At 71.3% G+C, this 17,272-nt stretch carries 13 protein-coding genes and 1 pseudogene; 7 read left to right on the top strand and 7 right to left on the bottom strand.

Annotated elements, in window-relative coordinates; all coding sequences use genetic code 11:
- Window positions 1-127: 127 nt before the first annotated feature.
- The 6 genes from AB0M26_RS01290 (at window position 128) to AB0M26_RS01265 (ending at window position 6,293) form a co-directional block, all read left to right on the top strand.
- Complete coding sequence (locus AB0M26_RS01290; protein ID WP_365252549.1) at window positions 128-1,792, top strand: penicillin-binding transpeptidase domain-containing protein; 1,665 nt, start codon at window positions 128-130, stop codon at window positions 1,790-1,792.
- Window positions 1,793-1,944: 152 nt separating this feature from the next.
- Complete coding sequence (locus AB0M26_RS01285) at window positions 1,945-2,463, top strand: YbaK/EbsC family protein (RefSeq protein ID WP_365252546.1); 519 nt, start codon at window positions 1,945-1,947, stop codon at window positions 2,461-2,463.
- Entirely contained in the window at window positions 2,460-3,311 is an 852-nt protein-coding gene (locus AB0M26_RS01280) for a DMT family transporter (protein WP_365252543.1), read from the top strand. Before AB0M26_RS01285 ends, AB0M26_RS01280 begins: the two co-directional genes overlap by 4 nt.
- A gap of 158 nt (window positions 3,312-3,469) precedes the next feature.
- A complete protein-coding gene (locus tag AB0M26_RS01275) occupies window positions 3,470-4,714 on the top strand; it encodes a hypothetical protein (protein ID WP_365252541.1) in 1,245 nt (414 codons plus the stop codon).
- 216 nt (window positions 4,715-4,930) lie between these two features.
- Window positions 4,931-5,818 (top strand): hypothetical protein, encoded by an 888-nt coding sequence (locus AB0M26_RS01270; RefSeq protein ID WP_365252538.1) that lies wholly within the window; start codon window positions 4,931-4,933, stop codon window positions 5,816-5,818.
- 178 nt (window positions 5,819-5,996) lie between these two features.
- The gene (locus AB0M26_RS01265; protein WP_365252535.1) at window positions 5,997-6,293 is read left to right on the top strand and encodes a hypothetical protein; all 297 of its coding nucleotides are present in this window, start codon (window positions 5,997-5,999) and stop codon (window positions 6,291-6,293) included.
- 46 nt (window positions 6,294-6,339) lie between these two features.
- Here the strand turns inward: AB0M26_RS01265 and AB0M26_RS01260 are convergent, their stop codons facing one another.
- Complete coding sequence (locus tag AB0M26_RS01260) at window positions 6,340-7,896, bottom strand: MFS transporter (RefSeq protein WP_365252533.1); 1,557 nt, start codon at window positions 7,894-7,896, stop codon at window positions 6,340-6,342.
- Between the two features lie 357 nt (window positions 7,897-8,253).
- Window positions 8,254-9,525: a serine hydrolase domain-containing protein gene (locus AB0M26_RS01255; RefSeq protein ID WP_365252530.1), complete on the bottom strand. Its 1,272-nt coding sequence runs from the start codon at window positions 9,523-9,525 to the stop codon at window positions 8,254-8,256.
- A 191-nt stretch (window positions 9,526-9,716) separates the two neighbouring features.
- Here AB0M26_RS01255 and AB0M26_RS01250 point away from each other — a divergent pair, with 191 nt between their 5' ends.
- On the top strand, window positions 9,717-11,024 hold the full coding sequence (locus tag AB0M26_RS01250; RefSeq protein WP_365252527.1) for a haloacid dehalogenase-like hydrolase: 1,308 nt from the start codon (window positions 9,717-9,719) through the stop codon (window positions 11,022-11,024).
- 99 nt (window positions 11,025-11,123) lie between these two features.
- On the opposite strand, the gene AB0M26_RS01245 is transcribed toward AB0M26_RS01250, so the two are convergent.
- From AB0M26_RS01245 to AB0M26_RS01225, 5 genes and pseudogenes are all read right to left on the bottom strand, one after another.
- Complete coding sequence (locus AB0M26_RS01245; RefSeq protein WP_365252524.1) at window positions 11,124-11,924, bottom strand: ABC transporter ATP-binding protein; 801 nt, start codon at window positions 11,922-11,924, stop codon at window positions 11,124-11,126.
- On the bottom strand, window positions 11,912-12,673 hold the full coding sequence (gene cbiQ, locus AB0M26_RS01240; RefSeq protein ID WP_365252521.1) for a cobalt ECF transporter T component CbiQ: 762 nt from the start codon (window positions 12,671-12,673) through the stop codon (window positions 11,912-11,914). Before cbiQ ends, AB0M26_RS01245 begins: the two co-directional genes overlap by 13 nt.
- A gap of 3 nt (window positions 12,674-12,676) precedes the next feature.
- Window positions 12,677-13,863, bottom strand: a pseudogene (locus AB0M26_RS01235) (energy-coupling factor ABC transporter permease).
- A gap of 301 nt (window positions 13,864-14,164) precedes the next feature.
- Window positions 14,165-16,417: an MMPL family transporter gene (locus AB0M26_RS01230; RefSeq protein WP_365253001.1), complete on the bottom strand. Its 2,253-nt coding sequence runs from the start codon at window positions 16,415-16,417 to the stop codon at window positions 14,165-14,167.
- A 118-nt stretch (window positions 16,418-16,535) separates the two neighbouring features.
- The gene (locus tag AB0M26_RS01225) at window positions 16,536-17,132 is read right to left on the bottom strand and encodes a TetR/AcrR family transcriptional regulator (RefSeq protein ID WP_365252518.1); all 597 of its coding nucleotides are present in this window, start codon (window positions 17,130-17,132) and stop codon (window positions 16,536-16,538) included.
- Window positions 17,133-17,272: the final 140 nt, after the last annotated feature.

Here is a 17,272-nt window from a genome sequence, read left to right as displayed (position 1 = left end):
CGCATAAGGCTCGAGACCTGGGTGTGATGTCGCCCTGATGACGTAGAGTTCGCCGCGCCAGGACTCCTTAATCAACTGATTAAGGAGTCCGGTATCCGAGGGACACGGGAACTGTGGGGGTTCTGTCATGCGCAGTGGCGCGAAGGCCGCCGTCATCGGCGGTGTGTTCGCCGCAATGGTGGGGGCCGCTGGATTCGGGGCGTATGCCCTGATGGGGGGCGACGATTCCTCCGGCGGTCCGCTGGACCTCAGCGCCGTCGGGGACAAGCCGTCCATCAGGACCGGCCCGCCGAGCGCGGCCGAAGTGCGCACCACGGCACGGGAGTTCCTCGACGCATGGCAGAGCGGCAACGCCTCCGGGGCCGCCGCACTCACCGACAGCCGCGGCGCCGCGAAGGCCGCGCTGACCGACTACCGCAAGGGCGCGCACATCGAGCGGGTCGCGCTGGAGCCCGGCGCGGCCACCGGCCGCACCGTGCCCTTCGACGTCAGCGCGGTGATCTCGCACAGCGGGAAGAAGGCCACTTGGGCATACGAGTCCCGGCTCACCGTGACCCGCCAGAAGACCACGGGCCGGGCGGTCGTCGACTGGCGGCCCGCCGTCGTCCACCCGAAACTGCGCGAGGGCGACACCCTCAGGACCGGCGAGGCCGACGCCCCGCCCATCAAGGCCGTCGACCGCGACGGCGCCGAGCTGACGGAGAAGGAGCACCCGGCACTGCACAGCGTGCTCGCCGCCCTGCGCGAGCGCTACGGCGACAAGGCCGGCGGCAAGGCCGGCGTCGAGCTGTGGATCGCGCGCGCGAAGGAGAACGGGTCCGGTGCGGCCGACAGCGGGAAGCGCCCCGACGAGACCCTGAAGGTGCTCTCCAAGGGCACGCCCGGCACGCTCCGTACGACCCTCGACTCGGGCCTGCAGTCGGCGGCCGAGCAGGCCGTGCGCAAGTACAGCAAGGCGGCGATGGTGGCTCTCAAGGCGAGCACCGGCGAGATCCTCGCCGTGGCCAACTCGCCCGCGTCGGGGTTCAACTCCGCGTTCCAGGGCTCGTACGCCCCGGGCTCGACCATGAAGGTCATCACCTCCTCGCTGCTGCTGGAGAAGGGCCTTGCGGGCTACGACAAGCCGCACCCCTGTCCCAAGTACGAGAGGTACGGGGGATGGAAGTTCCAGAATGACGACAAGTTCCAGATCAAGAACGGGACCTTCGCGCAGAGCTTCGCCCGCTCCTGCAACACCGCCTTCATCACGCAGGCCAAGAAGCTCCACGACGGCGACCTCACCAAGCAGGCGCGGGAGGTCTTCGGCATCGGCCTCGACTGGCAGACCGGAGTGCCGACGTTCGACGGCTCGGTGCCGGTGCAGAGCCAGGCGCAGATGGCGGCCTCCCTCATCGGGCAGGGCGGCGTCCGGATGAACCCGCTGAACATGGCGTCGGTCGCCGCCACCGTGCGTACCGGCAGCTTCCACCAGCCGTTCATCGTCGCGCCCTCGGTCGACGACCGGCAGGTGGCCAAGGCCTCCCGCGCGCTCTCGCCGTCCGCGGCGGACCAGCTCCGTGCCCTGATGCGGCTCACGGCGACAGCGGGCACGGCTGCCGAGGCCATGGCCGGGATGAGCGGGGACATCGGCGCGAAGACGGGCTCGGCCGAGGTGGACGGCCAGAAGGAGGCGAACGGCTGGTTCACGGCGTACCGCGGTGACCTGGCCGCCTCGGCGGTCGTGCCCGGCGGCGGCCACGGCGGCTCGTCGGCCGGGCCGCTGGTGGCGCAGCTTCTGCGGCTGGGCGGCTGACCCGCCGCGGCCGCACGCACCTGCGCAGGCGGGCGCGGGAGTTCCCCCGCGCCCGCCGTCGCGTCCTGCCGTCGTCCGGCCGTGCGGTCGTCCGGCCGTGCGGTCGGAATCACACTCGCGTGGCTCATGCACGGACCGCTAGCGTCGGAGCCATGGCCACACCCCCTGACCCCCTTCACGGCGCGGCCCACCCCCAATTCGCGGCAGCGCTGCGCGAGCTGGGCCTCGACGTCGAGGTGCGGCGCTTCCCCGACGCGACCCGTACGGCCGTGGACGCGGCCGCGGCGGTCGGCTGCGAGCTGAACCAGATCGTCAAGTCCCTGATCTTCGAGGCGGACGGGCAGCCGGTGCTGGTGCTGATGGACGGCGCGTCCCGGGTGGACACCGAACGCGTACGGGCCGTGCTCGGCGCCTCCGGGGTCCGCCGCGCGGACGCCGGGCTCGTACGGGAGACGACGGGCTACGCGATCGGCGGCGTACCGCCCTTCGGACACCGGACCCGTACGCGCGTACTCGTCGACCGCGGGCTGCTCGGCCACGAGGTGGTGTGGGCCGCGGCGGGCACCCCGTACACCGTCTTCCCGATCGGCCCGGAGGCCCTGGTGCGCCACGCGGGCGGGGCCCTCGCCGACGTGCGCGAGCGCCCCGCCGTGCGCGAGCGCCCGGCGTGACGCCGGTCGTCGCGGCGGCCGTGCTGCTGGCCGCGATCACCCACGCGAGCTGGAACGCCCTGGCCCACCACATCAAGGACCAGTTGGTCGCCTTCACGCTGATCGGCACGGCTGCCGGAGTGTGCGGTCTGGCCGTGGCGGCGTTCGTACCGCTCCCGAGGGCCGGTGCCTGGCCGTGGCTGCTGGCCTCCGTCGTACTGCACGTCGCCTACCAGACGCTGCTCATGCGGTCGTTCATGCTGGGCGACTTCGGCCAGATGTACCCGATCGCGCGGGGCACGGCACCGCTGGTCGTCACGGTCCTCGCCGCCGCCTTCATCGGCGAGGTACCGGACGGATGGGCGTCGGCGGGGGTGGCCGTCGCCTCGGCGGGCCTGGTCGGCGTCGCCCTGTGGGGCATCCGAGGACGCGATACGCGCCCGCACTGGCCGGCGCTGACGGCGGCCCTCGCCACAGGTCTGGCCATCGCCTCGTACACAGTGTTGGACGGCATCGGCGTCCGCTCCTCCGGCACGGCGCTCGGCTACACCGCGTGCCTCGTGGCCCTCCAGGGCCTGGTCATCCCGGCGTACGCGCTGGCCACCCGGGGCACCCAACTCCTCGTGCAACTGCGCCCGGCGGCCGCGCGCGGCCTGCTGGGCGGCGTCATGTCGCTGTCCGCGTACAGCCTGGTCCTATGGGCCCAGACGCGCGCGGCGCTCGCGCCGATAGCCGCGCTCCGCGAGTCGTCGATCATCGTGGGCGCGGCGATCGGGGCGATCTTCTTCAAGGAGCGCTTCGGCGGACCGAGGATCGCCGCGGCGGGTCTGATGGTCCTGGGCATCGGTCTGATGCTGCGCGCCGGTTGAACCGCCCGGTTCCGCGACGATGCGGTACGAGCGCGTCAACTCCGCTTCTGGCGACGGGGCGGCACTAGGCCGTCCGGGGGTACCTCGGGCTCTCACCATGTCCGGTCGGACGCGGGGGCCGTTGGGCAGTAGTGTCCGCCGCCAACCGACCAGGAGGAATGATGCGAGGACGTAAGGTCACAACGGCCACGTCAGTGGTGGCCATGGCCTTGGGCGGGCTGGCGAGCCTCGGTTCGACGACGGCTTTCGCGGACGGTCCCAGCGCCAATGCCCGGGGCGGTTCGGCCACCGCGGGCCAAGTGTTCCAGCAGAGCACGGCTCAGGAGAGCAAGCAGAACAACAACTGCTCGCAGCCGAACGCCTTGGACGAGGTGTTCAGTCTCTCGGGCAGCAGGCTCGACGGCGAGTGCAGGACCGGCAACGGCTCCTTCAACTACGGGAGCGTCGTCAAGAAGGGTGCCGCCGATGTCAACGGCGGCTCGGCAACCACGGGTCTGGTGCAGCAGAACGCGGCTCAGCGGGGCGGCCAGAACAACCACTGCGGCCAGGCCAATCTGACGGATCTCACCGTCACCGGAGGCCGGCACGCGGTGCGCTGCGCCGACTGGGACGACTCGTTCAACCGCTTCACGCGGTACGAGGGTGGCGGAGTGGAGACCAACGGCGGCTCCGGAGGAGTCGCCGACGCGGTGGAGCAGAACACGGCCCAGGAAGGCCGGCAGAACACCAGTTGCGCCGACTTCAACGCGACCGTCATCGATGTCAGCGGGGGTCGGCTGGAGGGCTTCTGCGGCAACAAGGACCGCTCCTTCAACGAGAACGCCGTCGTCAAGGGAGGTGGCGCCCGGGTCAACGGTGGGAGCGCTTCTGCGGGCCTGAACCAGCAGAACGTGGGCCAGGAGGGCCGGCAGAACGCCAACTGCGCCAACGCCAACTCCACCAGCATCACTCTCTCCGGGGGCCGTCTGGAGGGACGATGCAAGCACGTCGACGGCTCGCTCAACCGCAAGACCTTCGTCAAGGGCAAGGGCGCCGAGGTCGACGGCGGCTCGTCCGCGATGTCCGCGGCCGAGCAGAACGTCGCGCAGGAAGGCCGGCAGAACAGCCACTGCGCCAACGCCAACGCCACCAACCTGACCGTGACGGGCGTCAGCGGCAAGGTCCACTGCACGGCGGTGGACCGCTCCGGAAGCGTGGGCACCGCGGAGTTCAGCGGCGGCGCAGAGGCGAGCGGGAGCTCCTCGGCGATGGACCTCTTTCAGCAGAACCTTGCGCAGGAAGGGCGGCAGAACCTCGACTGCGCCAACGCCAACAACGCCACGATCACCCTCTCCAGCTCTCGTGACACGACAAAGTGCGTCGCCGTCGACAACTCGAAGAAGCTCGGCTGGTTCCACAAGTGAGGTGACGGGGTCACCCGTGTGTGGTGACCCCGCCACCTGTCTCCACCCGAATGAGCGGCCGGAGACAGTGCATTGACCTAAATACGTTACCTTCCCGGCGAATCGGGAGTTATGAATCACGGTGGCCGCGTTGCAGACGGGATGCGGACCGGGTTCGAAGTGATGACAGGAGACACCACGATGGGGCAGGGACGGCACGCGTCACCAAAGGCGACCATGCTGCAAATCCGCCGGGTGGCCGCGGCTGTGCTCACCACCGGGGCCCTGGTCTCGGTCGGCGGCGGCCACGCCTTCGCCGATGTCCTGGACGGCAGCCCGTTCAGCGGCCAGAAGAACCTGGACCAGGACGGCGAGCAGAACCTCAACTGCGGCAACTCGGCCCGGCTGATCACCATCAACTTGGCCGAGACCAGGAACATCCCGAAGAACTGCGTCGACAAGGACGGCCACACGCGGCGCCACACCGGCCACTTCGGCGGTGCGACGGCCATCGGCGGCACCACGGTGGGCCCCCAGGTCAACACGGCCCAGTCCGGCAAGCAGAACCTCAACTGCGGCAACTCGGCCGACGTGATCACGATCAATGTCGCGGGCACCATCAACAAGGACACCAGGTGTGTGGCCGTCGACCCGGGCAAGAAGCGCGGCCACAAGGGGCACAAGGACCACAAGGGCTACAAGGACCACAAGGGCTACAAGGGACACAAGGGGTATGGCGGCCACGGTGACCACGCCGCCGGCGCCAAGGCGCTGGGCGGGACCTCGACGGGTCAGCAGGTGAACACCGCCCAGACGGGTAAGCAGAACCTCCGCTGCGGCAATGCCTCCGACACGCTCACGGTCAACGTCCTGGCCACCATCCGCAAGCACACCACGTGCGTCGCGGCCGACCACTCCAAGAAGAAGGGCTCCGCGACCACCTACCGCGGCCGGGCCTCGGCCGACGCGGGACAGGTCGTCGGGCCCGAGTCCAACACCGCGCAGAACGGCCGGCAGAACCAGTCCTGTGGTGACCCCGGGACCGGAATCGACGTCCCGCTCGGCCAGATCAAGCGCGAGACCCAGTGCGGGACCTACGACCGCTCTTTCACCAAGGGCCACTGAGCCTCGGCTCGACCAGCCACAGCACATCAACCAGCCGCGCCGGTGACCACCGTCACCGGCGCGGCCGCGTTCCCGGCGCCGGGCGCGGGCCGCTCGCGAGGCGGAAGTGGCGGACCGGTCCTACGGTGGTCACAGAAGCGCCTTTGCGCGCACGGCTGACGCCTCGGAGGAGGCCGTGATGGAAGATCACTTCGTCTGGATTACCACGCGCCGCATCAAGCCGGGGATGCTGGATGACTTCGAGCGGGCATGGCGGCCCGCCCCCTACCCCGAGGGACTGCGGCACGCGTACGCCTACTGGTCGGAGGACGGGCTGGAGATCATCGGAGTCTCCTTCTGGGACTCCCGGGAGTCGTGCGACGCATGGCGGTCCTCCGAAGGAGAGGCGCGGCGGCGCGAGGCGATGGCTCCGTACGTACTGGAGGAGCGGGAGTCGTTCTACCGAGGCCGCGAACTCGCCATCCCCGTACGCTGATTCGCGGGACCCCGCTATCCGCACCGGCTCGACAGCGGACCGGCTCCTACGGCCCGGGCCTCCGCCTGCCGCGGCGCGGCACATGGAAGACGCCCAGCGCGAGCAGTACGCCCAGGAACAGCAACCCGGCCGCCGCGATCAGGGTGGTGTTCAGCGCCGTGGAGAAGGCGGCGTCGGCCGCGTCGTGGACCTTACGGCGTTCGGCGGGCGGGAGGCGGGCCAGCAGTGCCTGGCCCTTCTCCGCCTCGGTGAGGACGGTGTCGAGCTTGTTCTCCTCGTCGGCGGTGAAGTGCTCCGCCGGATCGGCGAGCCGGGCATTCCGCTCGTCCCACTCCACGGCCGTGAACAGGGCGCTCATCAGGGCGAGTCCCATGGTCGCGCCGATCTGGCGGGCCTCGATCTGCAGGCTCGCGGCCACACCGCGCGCGGAGGCGGGCAGTGCGCCCAGGCTCAGCGCGCCGGCCGACGGATAGACCAGGGGCACGGCGAGACCGAGCAGGAAGAGCGCGGGCACGAGCAGGGCCCCGTGGCGGTGGTCCACCCCCACGGCGAGCCACAGCAGCGCGACAGTCAGCAGCGTCATGCCGCCGAGGACGAGGTGGTGGCCGGCGCCGCGGTCGGTCAGCCGTCCGACGACCGGCCCGAGCAGGACGGAGCCCACGCTCGTGGGGAGCATCAACAGGCCCGTCTCGATGGTGCCGAGGTCGAGGACCTGCTGCAGGTACAGCGTCACATACACGGTGACCACGATGACCGCGCACTGGGCGAAGGCGAGGGCGGTCAGGGGTACGGAGACCCCGGAGCGGACCAGCGGCCGCAGATCGAGGAGCGGATCGGTGGCCCGCCGCTCGGCTCGGGCGAAGGCCACGAGCAGCAGGAGGCCCGCGGCCAGTGGCGCCAGGGTCTGGCGATTGGTGAAGCCCCAGTCCGACGAGCGCTCGAAGGCGAAGACCAGCAGGGTGAGGCCGCCCGCGATGAACAGGCATCCCCGCACGTCCATCGAGGCACCGGGGGCGCGCGGCGACTCGGCGATATGACGGCTCCCAGCCAGGAAGACGTAGACCGTGACGGGCACGAAGGCGACGAAGAGCCAGCGCCAGCTCGCGAAGTGCACCAGGATCGCGACGGACGGCGGCACGACGACCGAGACGCCCGTGGTGACCGCGGACAGCACACCGATCGCCCAGCCTCGCCGGTGCCCGGGCAGGGCGCTGGTGAGGTTGGCGAGGGCCAAGGGTACGGCGAGAGCGACGCCCACACCCTGGATGCCACGACCCGCCACCAGCAGCACTTCGTCGGGGGCGATGGCGCACACCACCGACCCGGCGCCGAAGCAGAGGATGCCCGCCAGGAAGACGCGGCGGCGCCCGAGCACGTCGCCCAGCCTCCCGCTGACCACGGCCAGCGCGCAGAGCGGGAGCAAGGCGGCCACGATCACCCAGTGCAGGGCCGAACTGCTGATGCCGAGGTCCCGCTGGATGACGGGGAGGGCGACGCTGATGCTCGTCAGGCTGGAGAAGAGCAGGGCGCTGGCCGTGATGGTGGCCGCCATCACCGTGCGCTGCCCCGAGGTCAGTGCGCCCGGGTCTCTCACACCTGCCACCCCTTCGGCGTCCGGTCGAGGACCGCGCCCCCGCGGGCCACGGTCCGCTACCCACCCCTATGTCCCGCGCCGGGGCGGCGGTGACACCCGCCCGCCGCCGCCCGGGTGACGTACGGGCGCGGCGGCGTCCGTGCCCGCCCGCCGTGTCGGAGCCGGGTCTCCGGGACGGGGGTCGCCCCGAGGGGCGTGGCGCAGGCCGTCGGGGACCAGTTCCCGTCGGACCCGTCTGCGCCCCCTTCCCGCTTCCCGTGCCGCGCCCTGCCGCCGGAGGCAGCGCGCCACTCGCGCCGCACGCCACTCGCGCCAAGGGGCGCGCCGGGAGGCGGCCATCGGCCGGCGAGGGCACGTACGGCCCGGTCAACGCCCCCGCGCCGTCAGGCAGTCGTGGACGGACCGGACCAGGGCCTGGGCACGGGGGTCCGCAGTGACGTTCTTCTGCATGCCGTTCGTGATGTAGGCGAAGGCCGTGCCCGATTCCGGATCGGCGAAGGCCAGGGAGCCCCCGCGCCCCGGGTGGCCGAACGAGCCCGGGGACAGCAGCGGACAGGCCGGGCCGTGGAGCATGTAGCCCAGCCCGAAACGGGTGTTGGCGACGAGGACGCGGTCGGGGCCCGCGGACTCCTCGGTCCGCGCGAGGGTGAGGGTCGCGGGGGCGAAGAGACTGCGGCGGGTGCCGGGAACCGGGCCGGTAAGCGCGGCGTAGAACCGGGCCAGGGAGCGAGCCGTGGCGACACCGTTGGACGCGGGGAGTTCCGCGGCGCGGTAGGCCGGGTCGTTCTCGTCCGGGAGCGGGTCGATGGCGCCGAACGCGCGGCGCGTGAGGGAGGACGGATCGCGATAGGCGTCGGCGACCGTCCGCTTGGGCCGGACGCGCAGGCCCGCGGAGGCGGGTCGCGGCGGCGCCTCGATGTCGGCCAGGCGTCCGGTCCGTGCCTGCTCGCGCTCGGGAAGCCCGATCCAGAGGTCGAGCCCGAGCGGCCCCGCGATCTCCTCGGCGACCCAGCGGCCGATGCTGCGCCCGGTGACCCGGCTGACGAGTTCGCCGAGCAGCCAGCTGTAGGTCTGTGCGTGGTAGCCGTGTGCGGTGCCCGGCTCCCACGCCGGTGCCTGCGCTGCCACGGCCTCCGGTCCCGAGACGGCGTCCGCGGCCCGTGCCGGGGAGAGCGGGGTGTCGAGCACGGGCACGCCGGCGCGGTGGGAGAGCAGATGCCGTACGAGGACACGGTCCTTGCCCGCCGCCTTGAACTCGGGCCAGTACGTGCGTACCGGTGCGTCCAGGTCGAGGCGGCCGCGCTGGTGGAGCATCAGGGGGACGGCGGCGGCAATGCCCTTGGTGGCTGACCGTACGACCTGGGCGGTGTGTTCGCTCCAGGGTTCCGGTGCCGGGCCGGTGCGGATCCCGGTACCGGCAGCGGAGGCGGCGCCGGAGGATACGGCGCCGGCGTCGGCCGAACCCGCCCACAGGTCGACGACCTTGCGCCCGTCCGCGTACACGGCGACGGCCGCGCCGCGGTCCCCCCGCTGCTCGAAGTTGCGGACGAACGCGTCCCGGACCGGCTCGAAGCCGTCGGCCACCCTGCCCTGGACGTCCACCACGGGTTCGTTCTCCCACCTGAAATTTCGTTGCATCGACAACCTCCCATAGTGCCTGGGAGCGATCGCAACAGCGCACGCGGGGTGAACCGGCCCTCCGGCGTCCGTCCGCGCCGACCCGTGCGGGCCGGCCGGACCGACCGCCTGTAGGGTCCGTGATCGGCGCCGGAGCGGCCCCGTGCCCGTGCCCCGGCGTACATGTCCACCCCCCACGGCCAGGAGGTCATATGTTGCGCAGACAGGCCCTCACAACGGGGTTGACGGGGTTGACCGGTTTGGCGGGGCTGGCGGTCGCCTGCGCCGTCGCGCTCACCGCGGCCCCCGCCGCCACCGCGAAGAGCACCCCGGGTGACTCCCGTACCGACTGCCCGCGCCTGAGCACGACTCCGAAGTGGTACGGCGACAACCGCGAACAGCTCCAGCGCATGATCGACGAGCAGGGCCCCTGTGCCGGCGACCACGACGGACAGCGGCCGGTGGCGGCGTTCGACTGGGACAACACCGTCGTCAAGAACGACGTCTCCGACGCGACGCTCGCCTGGATGCTGAAGCACGACAAGATCCTTCAGCCGCGGAGCTGGAAGTCCACCAACAAGTGGCTGACCGACGACGCGCATCGCGCCCTCACCCGCGCCTGCGGCACATCCGTCCCCGCCGGGCGCCCGCTGCCGACCTCCACCGACACCGGCTGCACCGACGAGATCCTCGACGTCTATCTCGACGAGGAGACCTCGGACGGCAAGGCGGCGTTCGCCGGTGAGTGGAACCATCGGCGCACCGTCCCCGGATACGTCTGGCTCACCCAGCTCTTCGCCGGTCACAGTCCCGCCGCCCTGACCGCCTTCGCGCGCGAGGCGCGTACGCAGGCCCTCGCCGCGCCGGTCGGGTCCGAGCAGAAGGTCGGCACGCACACCATGGCCGGGTACGTCCGCTACTACGACCAACAGCGCGATCTCATCGGGACGTTGCAGAAGGCCGGATTCGACGTCTGGATCGTCTCGGCCTCCGCGGAGCCGATCGTCCGGGCCTGGGCCCCGGGTGCCGGGATCGCCGGTGATCGCCTGATCGGGGTGCGGAATGTCGTCGAGGACGGCCGTCTCACCCATGGTGTCCAGGGCTGCGGCGACGTGAAGGACGACACCGGCGGCGAGGTGCTGACCTACATGGACGGCAAGCGCTGCTGGCTCAACAAGGTCGTCTACGGCGTCAAGGGCGCCGAGGCGTTCCGGCTCCAGGACCCGGAGCACCGCATCGCGTTCGGTGCGGGCGACGCCGAGACCGATGTGACCTTCGTCGACGACGCCACCGCAGGGCACCTGGCCGTCAACCGGAACAAGACCGAGCTGATGTGCCGGGCGTACGACAACGCGGACGGGCGCTGGCTGGTCAACCCGATGTTCATCGAGCCCAAACCGCGGCAGAAGACGCCCTATCCGTGCGCGACCGAGGGCTACATGAACAGCGACGGTGTCGCGGGCCCGATGCGCCGCGCCGACGGGTCGGTCGTCCCCGACCAGAAGGACCGGGTCGCCTGACCCCGTGATCGGCAGACGACCCCGTGAGCGGCGCATGCTGCCGTGAAGCAGCGGGGCGTGCGGCGTGCGCCCGGGACCGGGCCGGCTCCGGACCCGAGCTCACGCCGTCGGTGCCGTGACCGACCGCGGGTCGAAGCCGAACGGCAGCTCCAGGCGGTGGCTGCGCATCAACTCCTCGTCGCACAGCAGGTCCTGCGTGCACCCGTCCGCGGCGATCGCCCCGCCGCTGAGCACCACCGACCGCGGGCACAGCTCCAGCGCGTACGGCAGGTCGTGGGTCACCATCAGCACCGTGACGTCCAACGACCGCAGGATGTCGGCCAGTTCGCGTCGAGAGGCCGGATCGAGGTTGGACGACGGCTCGTCCAGGACGAGGATCTCGGGCTCCATGGCGAGCACGGTGGCGACCGCCACCCTCCGGCGCTGCCCGAAGGAGAGGTGGTGCGGCGGTCGGTCGGCGAAGTCCTCCATACCGACGCGTTGCAGCGCGGTGACGACGCGGGCCCGGAGCTCCGGCCCGCGCAGCCCTGCCGCGCCCGGCCCGAACGCGACGTCCTCGCGGACGGTCGGCATGAACAACTGGTCGTCGGGGTCCTGGAAGACGATGCCGACGCGGCGGCGGATCTCGGCGAGATTCCGCCGCTCCACCGGCAGCCCGGCGACGCACACCGTGCCCGTGCCGCCGACCAGGATGCCATTGAGGTGCAGAACGAGCGTGGTCTTGCCGGCGCCGTTGGGACCGAGCAGCGCGACACGTTCGCCGCGCGCAACGGTCAGATCGACGCCGAAGAGTGCCTGGTGGCCGTCGGGATAGGCGTAGGCGAGACCGGAGACCTCCAGGGAGGGGGCACCGGCAGCGCCTGGGATACGGCCGGAGAGGTGAGCTGTCACAGGGTCCATCCCATCAGGCAGACCGCGAGGGCCGCGCCGGGCAGGACTGCGGCGTACGACCATTGGGCCCGGGTGGCGCTCACCTCGTCGATCACCGGCATCGCGCCGGAGTACCCGCGGCTGACCATCGCCAAGTGCACGCGCTCCCCCCGCTCGTAACTCCGGATGAACAGCGCCCCGGCCGACTTGGCCAGCACGCCCCAGTGGCGCACCCCGCGCGCCTCGAAGCCGCGCGAGGCCCGTGCGATGCGCATCCGGCGCATCTCGTCACCGATCACATCGCCGTAGCGGATCATGAAGGAGGCGATCTGGACGAGCAGCGGGGGCATCCTCAACCGCTGGAGCCCGAGCAGCAGTTCGCGCAGTTCGGTGGTGGCGGACAGCAGCACCGAGGCGGCGACGCCGAGCGTGCCCTTGGCGAGGATGTTCCAGGCGCCCCACAGCCCCGACGCGCTGAGGGAGAGGCCCGCCACCTCGATGTGCGGGCCACCCGCGACGAACGGCATCAGCACGGCAAAGGCCACGAACGGCACCTCGATGAGCATCCGCCGCAGCAGAAATCCCGGCGGGACACGGGCGGTTGCGGCCACGGCGGCGAGCAGCAGCGCGTAGGCACCGAAGGCCCACACCGCCTCCCGGGGGGTGGACACCACGGCCAGGACGAAGCACAGAACCGCCGCGAGCTTGCAGTGCGCGGGAAGCCGGTGCACGGGCGAGCGACCGTGCCGGTAGAGCCTGTGCGCGTGCCCGGCTCCCAACGCTCAGCCCTCCCCGGACGCCGGGGAGTCCGTGGCCGAACGGCGGCGGATCACCCAGAACACGCCCGTGCCGACGGCCAGCGTCGCACCCACGCCGATCACGCCCGCGAGGCCCCCGGAGAGGCGGGCGTCGTCGACGTCCTTGGTCCGGTAGTCGGCGAGCGGGGAGTCCTTGGCCGCGTGGTCCTCGGCCTTCTTGTCGATGCCGTGGTCGGCGGCGACCTTCTCGAGGCCGTCGGGGCTGGCGGAGGCGTAGTAGCTGGCGACACCCGCGAGGAAGAGCGCCGCGAGGACGCCCACGATCCAGAAGCGCCGGACGCCGCGGGTGCCCCGGCCGGGCGCGGGGGTGGTGCCGGTGGTGTCGGTGCCGGTGGCCATCAGAGGTTCCGCTCCTCGATCTGCTGGGTGCCCGGGCGGCCCGCGCCCGGCTTCCGGTCGGCGGCGACGGGCTCGGCCGTCCTCGGTCCCGCGACGGGCTCGGCCGGAACCGCCGCCGGTGCCGTGTGCAGCGCGAGCGGCCGGGCGAGCCCCCGCGCGCCGTACACGAGATCGGGACGTACGGCGATGACCGCGCCCACCGTGAGCGCGGTGATCGCCGCCTCGCCGACACCGATGAGGGTGTGGACGCCGACCATGGCGGTGAAGACCGTCCCGATGGGCACATCGGTGGTGCCGCCGACGGCGTAGAGGCCGGTGAAGGCCATCGCGGCCGCCGGTACGGAGACCAGGGCGGCGACGCAGGACGCGGCGGTGACGGAGCCGCGGCTCGGCGGCAGGACCTTCACCAGCCCGCGGAAGAGCCCGTAGGCGACGACGACCGTCACCACGCCCATGACGGTGATGTTGGTGCCCAGGGCGGTGAGCCCGCCGTCCGCGAACAGCACCCCTTGCATGAGCAGGACCACGGAGACGCAGAGGACGCCGGTGTACGGGCCGACGAGTATCGCGGCGAGCGCTCCGCCCAGCAGATGCCCGCTGGTGGCGGCACCGACAGGGAAGTTGAGCATCTGCACGGCGAAGATGAACGCTGCGATGAGACCGGCGAGCGGCGCCGTGCGCTCGCCCCCGAGCCCGTCGGGGGAGCTCAGCTCGCGCCGGGCGCCGCGGAGGCTGACGCCGACCGCTGCCGCGGCGACGACCCCCGTGACCACCGACACCGGGGCGTTGATGAATCCGTCAGGGACATGCATGGCGGCTCTCCGCTCCTGGGATCCGTGGGGTCTGCTGCGTCGGTGGGTTCGCTTGCGTCCGCGCTGCGCGTGTGGGGAGGGGCAGCGTTCGGTCGACCGTTTCCGGTCATCCGCTCGATGATAATCCGCTAGCTGCGAACACTTTGCAAGAGCGGGTACACCGCGAAAGCGAGCGCGGCCCGCAGCGTGCGCCCCCGCGTCCGGTCACCCCATGGGTGGCGGCCGGGCCGTGCGGCCGAATCCTGCGGCCGTGCCCGCCCGCCCTTGAGAGGCGAGCGGGCACGGAACACGGCAAGGGCGGTCAGACGCGGCTGAGTTCCGAGTACGGGGTGTCCCCGGCCGCGGCCGGGCCGTCCGCCGTCTCCACGGCGGTCCGCTTCTGCAGCCCCTCCCCCTCGACGTCGACGTTCGGCAGCACCTTGTCCATCCAGCGCGGCAGCCACCACGCGGCCCCGCCCAGCAGGGCGAGCACCGCGGGAACGATCGCCATCCGCACCACGAACGCGTCGAAGGCGACGGCGACGGCCAGGCCGAAGCCGATCATCTTGACCATCGACTCGGAGGAGCCGATGAATCCGGCGAACACGCTGATCATGATGACGGCGGCCGCGGTGACGACCCGGGCGCCGTGTCGGAAGCCGGTGACGACGGCCTCGCCCGGCCGCTCGCCGTGGACGTACGCCTCGCGCATCCGGGTCACCAGGAAGACCTCGTAGTCCATGGCGAGACCGAAGACGACACCCACCATGAAGATCGGCACCATGCTCATCACCGGCCCGGTCTGCTCGACTCCGAAGACGTCCGCGAGCCAGCCCCACTGGAAGACCGCGACCACCGCGCCGAGTGCGGCGACGACGGACAACAGGAAGCCGAGAGCCGCCTTCAGCGGCACCAGCACGGAACGGAAGACCACCATCAGCAGCAGGAAGGCGAGTCCGACGACGAGCGCGAGGTAGGGCACGAGTGCGTCGTTGAGCTTCTTCGAGACGTCGATGTTCATCGCGGTCGTGCCGGTCACGAGAGTGTCCGCGCCGGTGTCCGCCTTCAGGTCGTCCGCCGTGCTCCGGATGTCCGCGACGAGATCCTCGGTGTCCAGGCTGCTCGGCCCGGACTCCGGAATCACCGTCAGCATGGCGGTGTTGCCGAACCTGTTGAAGGTGGCCGGGGTGACCGCGGCGACCCCGTCCAGACGGGCTACGGTCTTCACCACGCGCTGGGTGGCCGCCTTCGGGTCGTCGCTGTCCGCCGTGTCCACGGCCAGCATGAGCGGCCCGTTGAAGCCGGGGCCGAAGGACGTGGCCAGGGTGTCGTACGCCTTGCGCTGGGTGGTGTCGGCCGGCTTCGCCCCGTCGTCGGGCAGGCCGAGCTCCAGCGAGCTGACGGGCAGGGCGACAGCGCCGAGTCCGATGACACCGGCCAGCAGCACCATGACCGGCCGCCGCAGAACGAAGCGGGCCCAGCGGGTGCCCATGTTGGGCTTGTCCTCGGCGGCCTCCGCCGCCTGCTTCCCGTCCTTGCGCGCCGCGGACAGCTGCTTGCGGGTCTTGCGGCGCAGGACTCGGCCGCGCGCGGCGCCGAGCAGCGCGGGAATCATCGTGAGCGCGATGAGGACGGCGATGGCGACGGTGCCGGCGGCGGCCAGGCCCATCTTCGTGAGCAGCGGGATGTTGACGACCGACAGGCCGACGAGGGCGATGACGACGGTGAGTCCGGCGAAGACGACCGCGGAACCCGCCGTGCCCACGGCGCGTCCCGCGGCCTCCTCGGGCGTATTGCCCTCGATCAGTTCGGCGCGGTAGCGGGAGACGATGAAGAGCGCGTAGTCGATGCCGACGGCGAGCCCGATCATCGTCGCCAGCGTGGCGGTGGTGCTGGACAGGTCGAGGGCGCTGCTGAGCGCGGTGATCGAGGAGACCCCGATGCCAACCCCGATCAGCGCGGTGAGCAGCGGCATTCCAGCGGCGACGAGCGAGCCGAAGGTGATGACGAGGACGACCGCGGAGACCGCGATGCCGATGACCTCGCTCGCCCCTGTCTCGGGTATGGACTCCAGGGCGTCACCGCCGATCTCGACCGTCAGGCCCTCCTTCTCCCCGTGCTTCGCCGCGTCCTTGAGTTCCTCGCGCGTGGGCTCCTCGAGTTCGAACGCCGAGACGTCGTACGAGACTTGGGTGAAGGCGGTCGTACGGTCCTTGCTGACGGCCCTGGACTCGTACGGGTCGGTGACGTGACCGACCTGCGCGCCCTTCCCAAGTTCCGCGACGACCTGAAGAACCGCCGACCGGTTGGCCGGGTCGGTCATCGTCTCGCCCTTCGGGGCCTTGAAGACCACACGCGCGGTCGCGCCGTCGACGTTACTGCCGGGAAAGCGCTCGTCGAGCAGGTCGAACGCCTTCTGGGCCTCAGTGCCGGGAATCGAGAAGGAGTTGGAGGTGGCGGCGGGCGCACTGGCCGCGCCGGCTCCGACAGCGGCCAGCAGCGCCACCCATATGAGGATCACGAAGTGGCGCCGGCGGAAGGCGAACCGGCCCAATTTGTAGAGGAATGTGGCCATGACGAGATGCGCTCCCGTGAGGTCGAGGGTCGACAAGGGCGTGCGGTACCGACCCGGCGACGAGAGCGGGCGCGCCGGAGCGGGGACCTGTATGCGGTTGTGCGGGGAGATCCGGGGGTCAGACGCCGAGGACGGGGAAGATCACGGCGTGGACGAAGCGGGTGAGGTACTCCTTGTCGGCGGGCCGGTCCCAGATCAGCTCACGGGAGATGAAAGCGCCGATCAGCAACTGCGGGATCCACTCCAGGGCGGGCAGGTCGGCCGCGATCTCGCCGCGGTCGACCGCACGCTGGAGCATGGCGTTGATCTCGGCGATCTCCGGCTCGATCATCAACTCGCGCAGCGCCGTGTGGAGATCCTCGTTCTGGTAGACGGCGTGGGCGAGTCCGCGCAGCAGCGCGGTGTCCTTCTCCATCTGGGCGTCGTCGGAGGAGTTCAGCAGTATCTGCACGTCGCCGCGCAGGCTGCCGGTGTCGAGGTCGGCGGGTGAGACCGGCTGGTTGTGCCGCAGGGCGCGGGCGACCAGTTCGGGCTTGCTGTTCCACTGGCGGTAGAGGGTCGCCTTGCTGGAGCGGGTCCTGGCCGCGATGGCGTCCATGGTCAGCGCGTCGTAGCCGAGCTCCCGCAGGAGGTCGAGCACCGCGTCGTACAGCTCGGCCTCCCGTTCGGGGGTGAGCCGGGTGCGGCGCGTCCGGGGGCGTGGCTCCGTCTGCATCGCGGGCACCTCCCTCGGGCGCTATCGACACGAAACCGTTTCGTACAAAACGAGAGTAGGCCCCCGTCCGATCGAAACGCAAACGTTTCGATGTGTGGTCCGCGCCACGAGTTGCCGCCCCCCGGACCCGGCGCGGACAT

This window comes from Streptomyces sp. NPDC051776 (genome assembly GCF_040681345.1).
Taxonomy (GTDB): Bacteria; Actinomycetota; Actinomycetes; order Streptomycetales; family Streptomycetaceae; genus Streptomyces.
The sequence above is the reverse complement of the archived record's forward strand: the minus strand, read 5'-3'. Positions and strand labels throughout refer to the sequence as shown.

What these genes read in the sequence shown, in the direction of transcription:
- AB0M26_RS01245 (WP_365252524.1), bottom strand. Translation starts at nt 11,924, where the DNA reads ATGGACCCTGTGACAGCTCACCTCTCCGGCCGTATCCCAGGCGCTGCC.
- AB0M26_RS01275 (WP_365252541.1), top strand. Translation starts at nt 3,470, where the DNA reads ATGATGCGAGGACGTAAGGTCACAACGGCCACGTCAGTGGTGGCCATG.
- AB0M26_RS01230 (WP_365253001.1), bottom strand. Translation starts at nt 16,417, where the DNA reads ATGGCCACATTCCTCTACAAATTGGGCCGGTTCGCCTTCCGCCGGCGC.
- AB0M26_RS01250 (WP_365252527.1), top strand. Translation starts at nt 9,717, where the DNA reads ATGTTGCGCAGACAGGCCCTCACAACGGGGTTGACGGGGTTGACCGGT.
- AB0M26_RS01270 (WP_365252538.1), top strand. Translation starts at nt 4,931, where the DNA reads ATGCTGCAAATCCGCCGGGTGGCCGCGGCTGTGCTCACCACCGGGGCC.
- AB0M26_RS01265 (WP_365252535.1), top strand. Translation starts at nt 5,997, where the DNA reads ATGGAAGATCACTTCGTCTGGATTACCACGCGCCGCATCAAGCCGGGG.
- AB0M26_RS01225 (WP_365252518.1), bottom strand. Translation starts at nt 17,132, where the DNA reads ATGCAGACGGAGCCACGCCCCCGGACGCGCCGCACCCGGCTCACCCCC.
- AB0M26_RS01290 (WP_365252549.1), top strand. Translation starts at nt 128, where the DNA reads ATGCGCAGTGGCGCGAAGGCCGCCGTCATCGGCGGTGTGTTCGCCGCA.
- AB0M26_RS01255 (WP_365252530.1), bottom strand. Translation starts at nt 9,525, where the DNA reads ATGCAACGAAATTTCAGGTGGGAGAACGAACCCGTGGTGGACGTCCAG.
- AB0M26_RS01285 (WP_365252546.1), top strand. Translation starts at nt 1,945, where the DNA reads ATGGCCACACCCCCTGACCCCCTTCACGGCGCGGCCCACCCCCAATTC.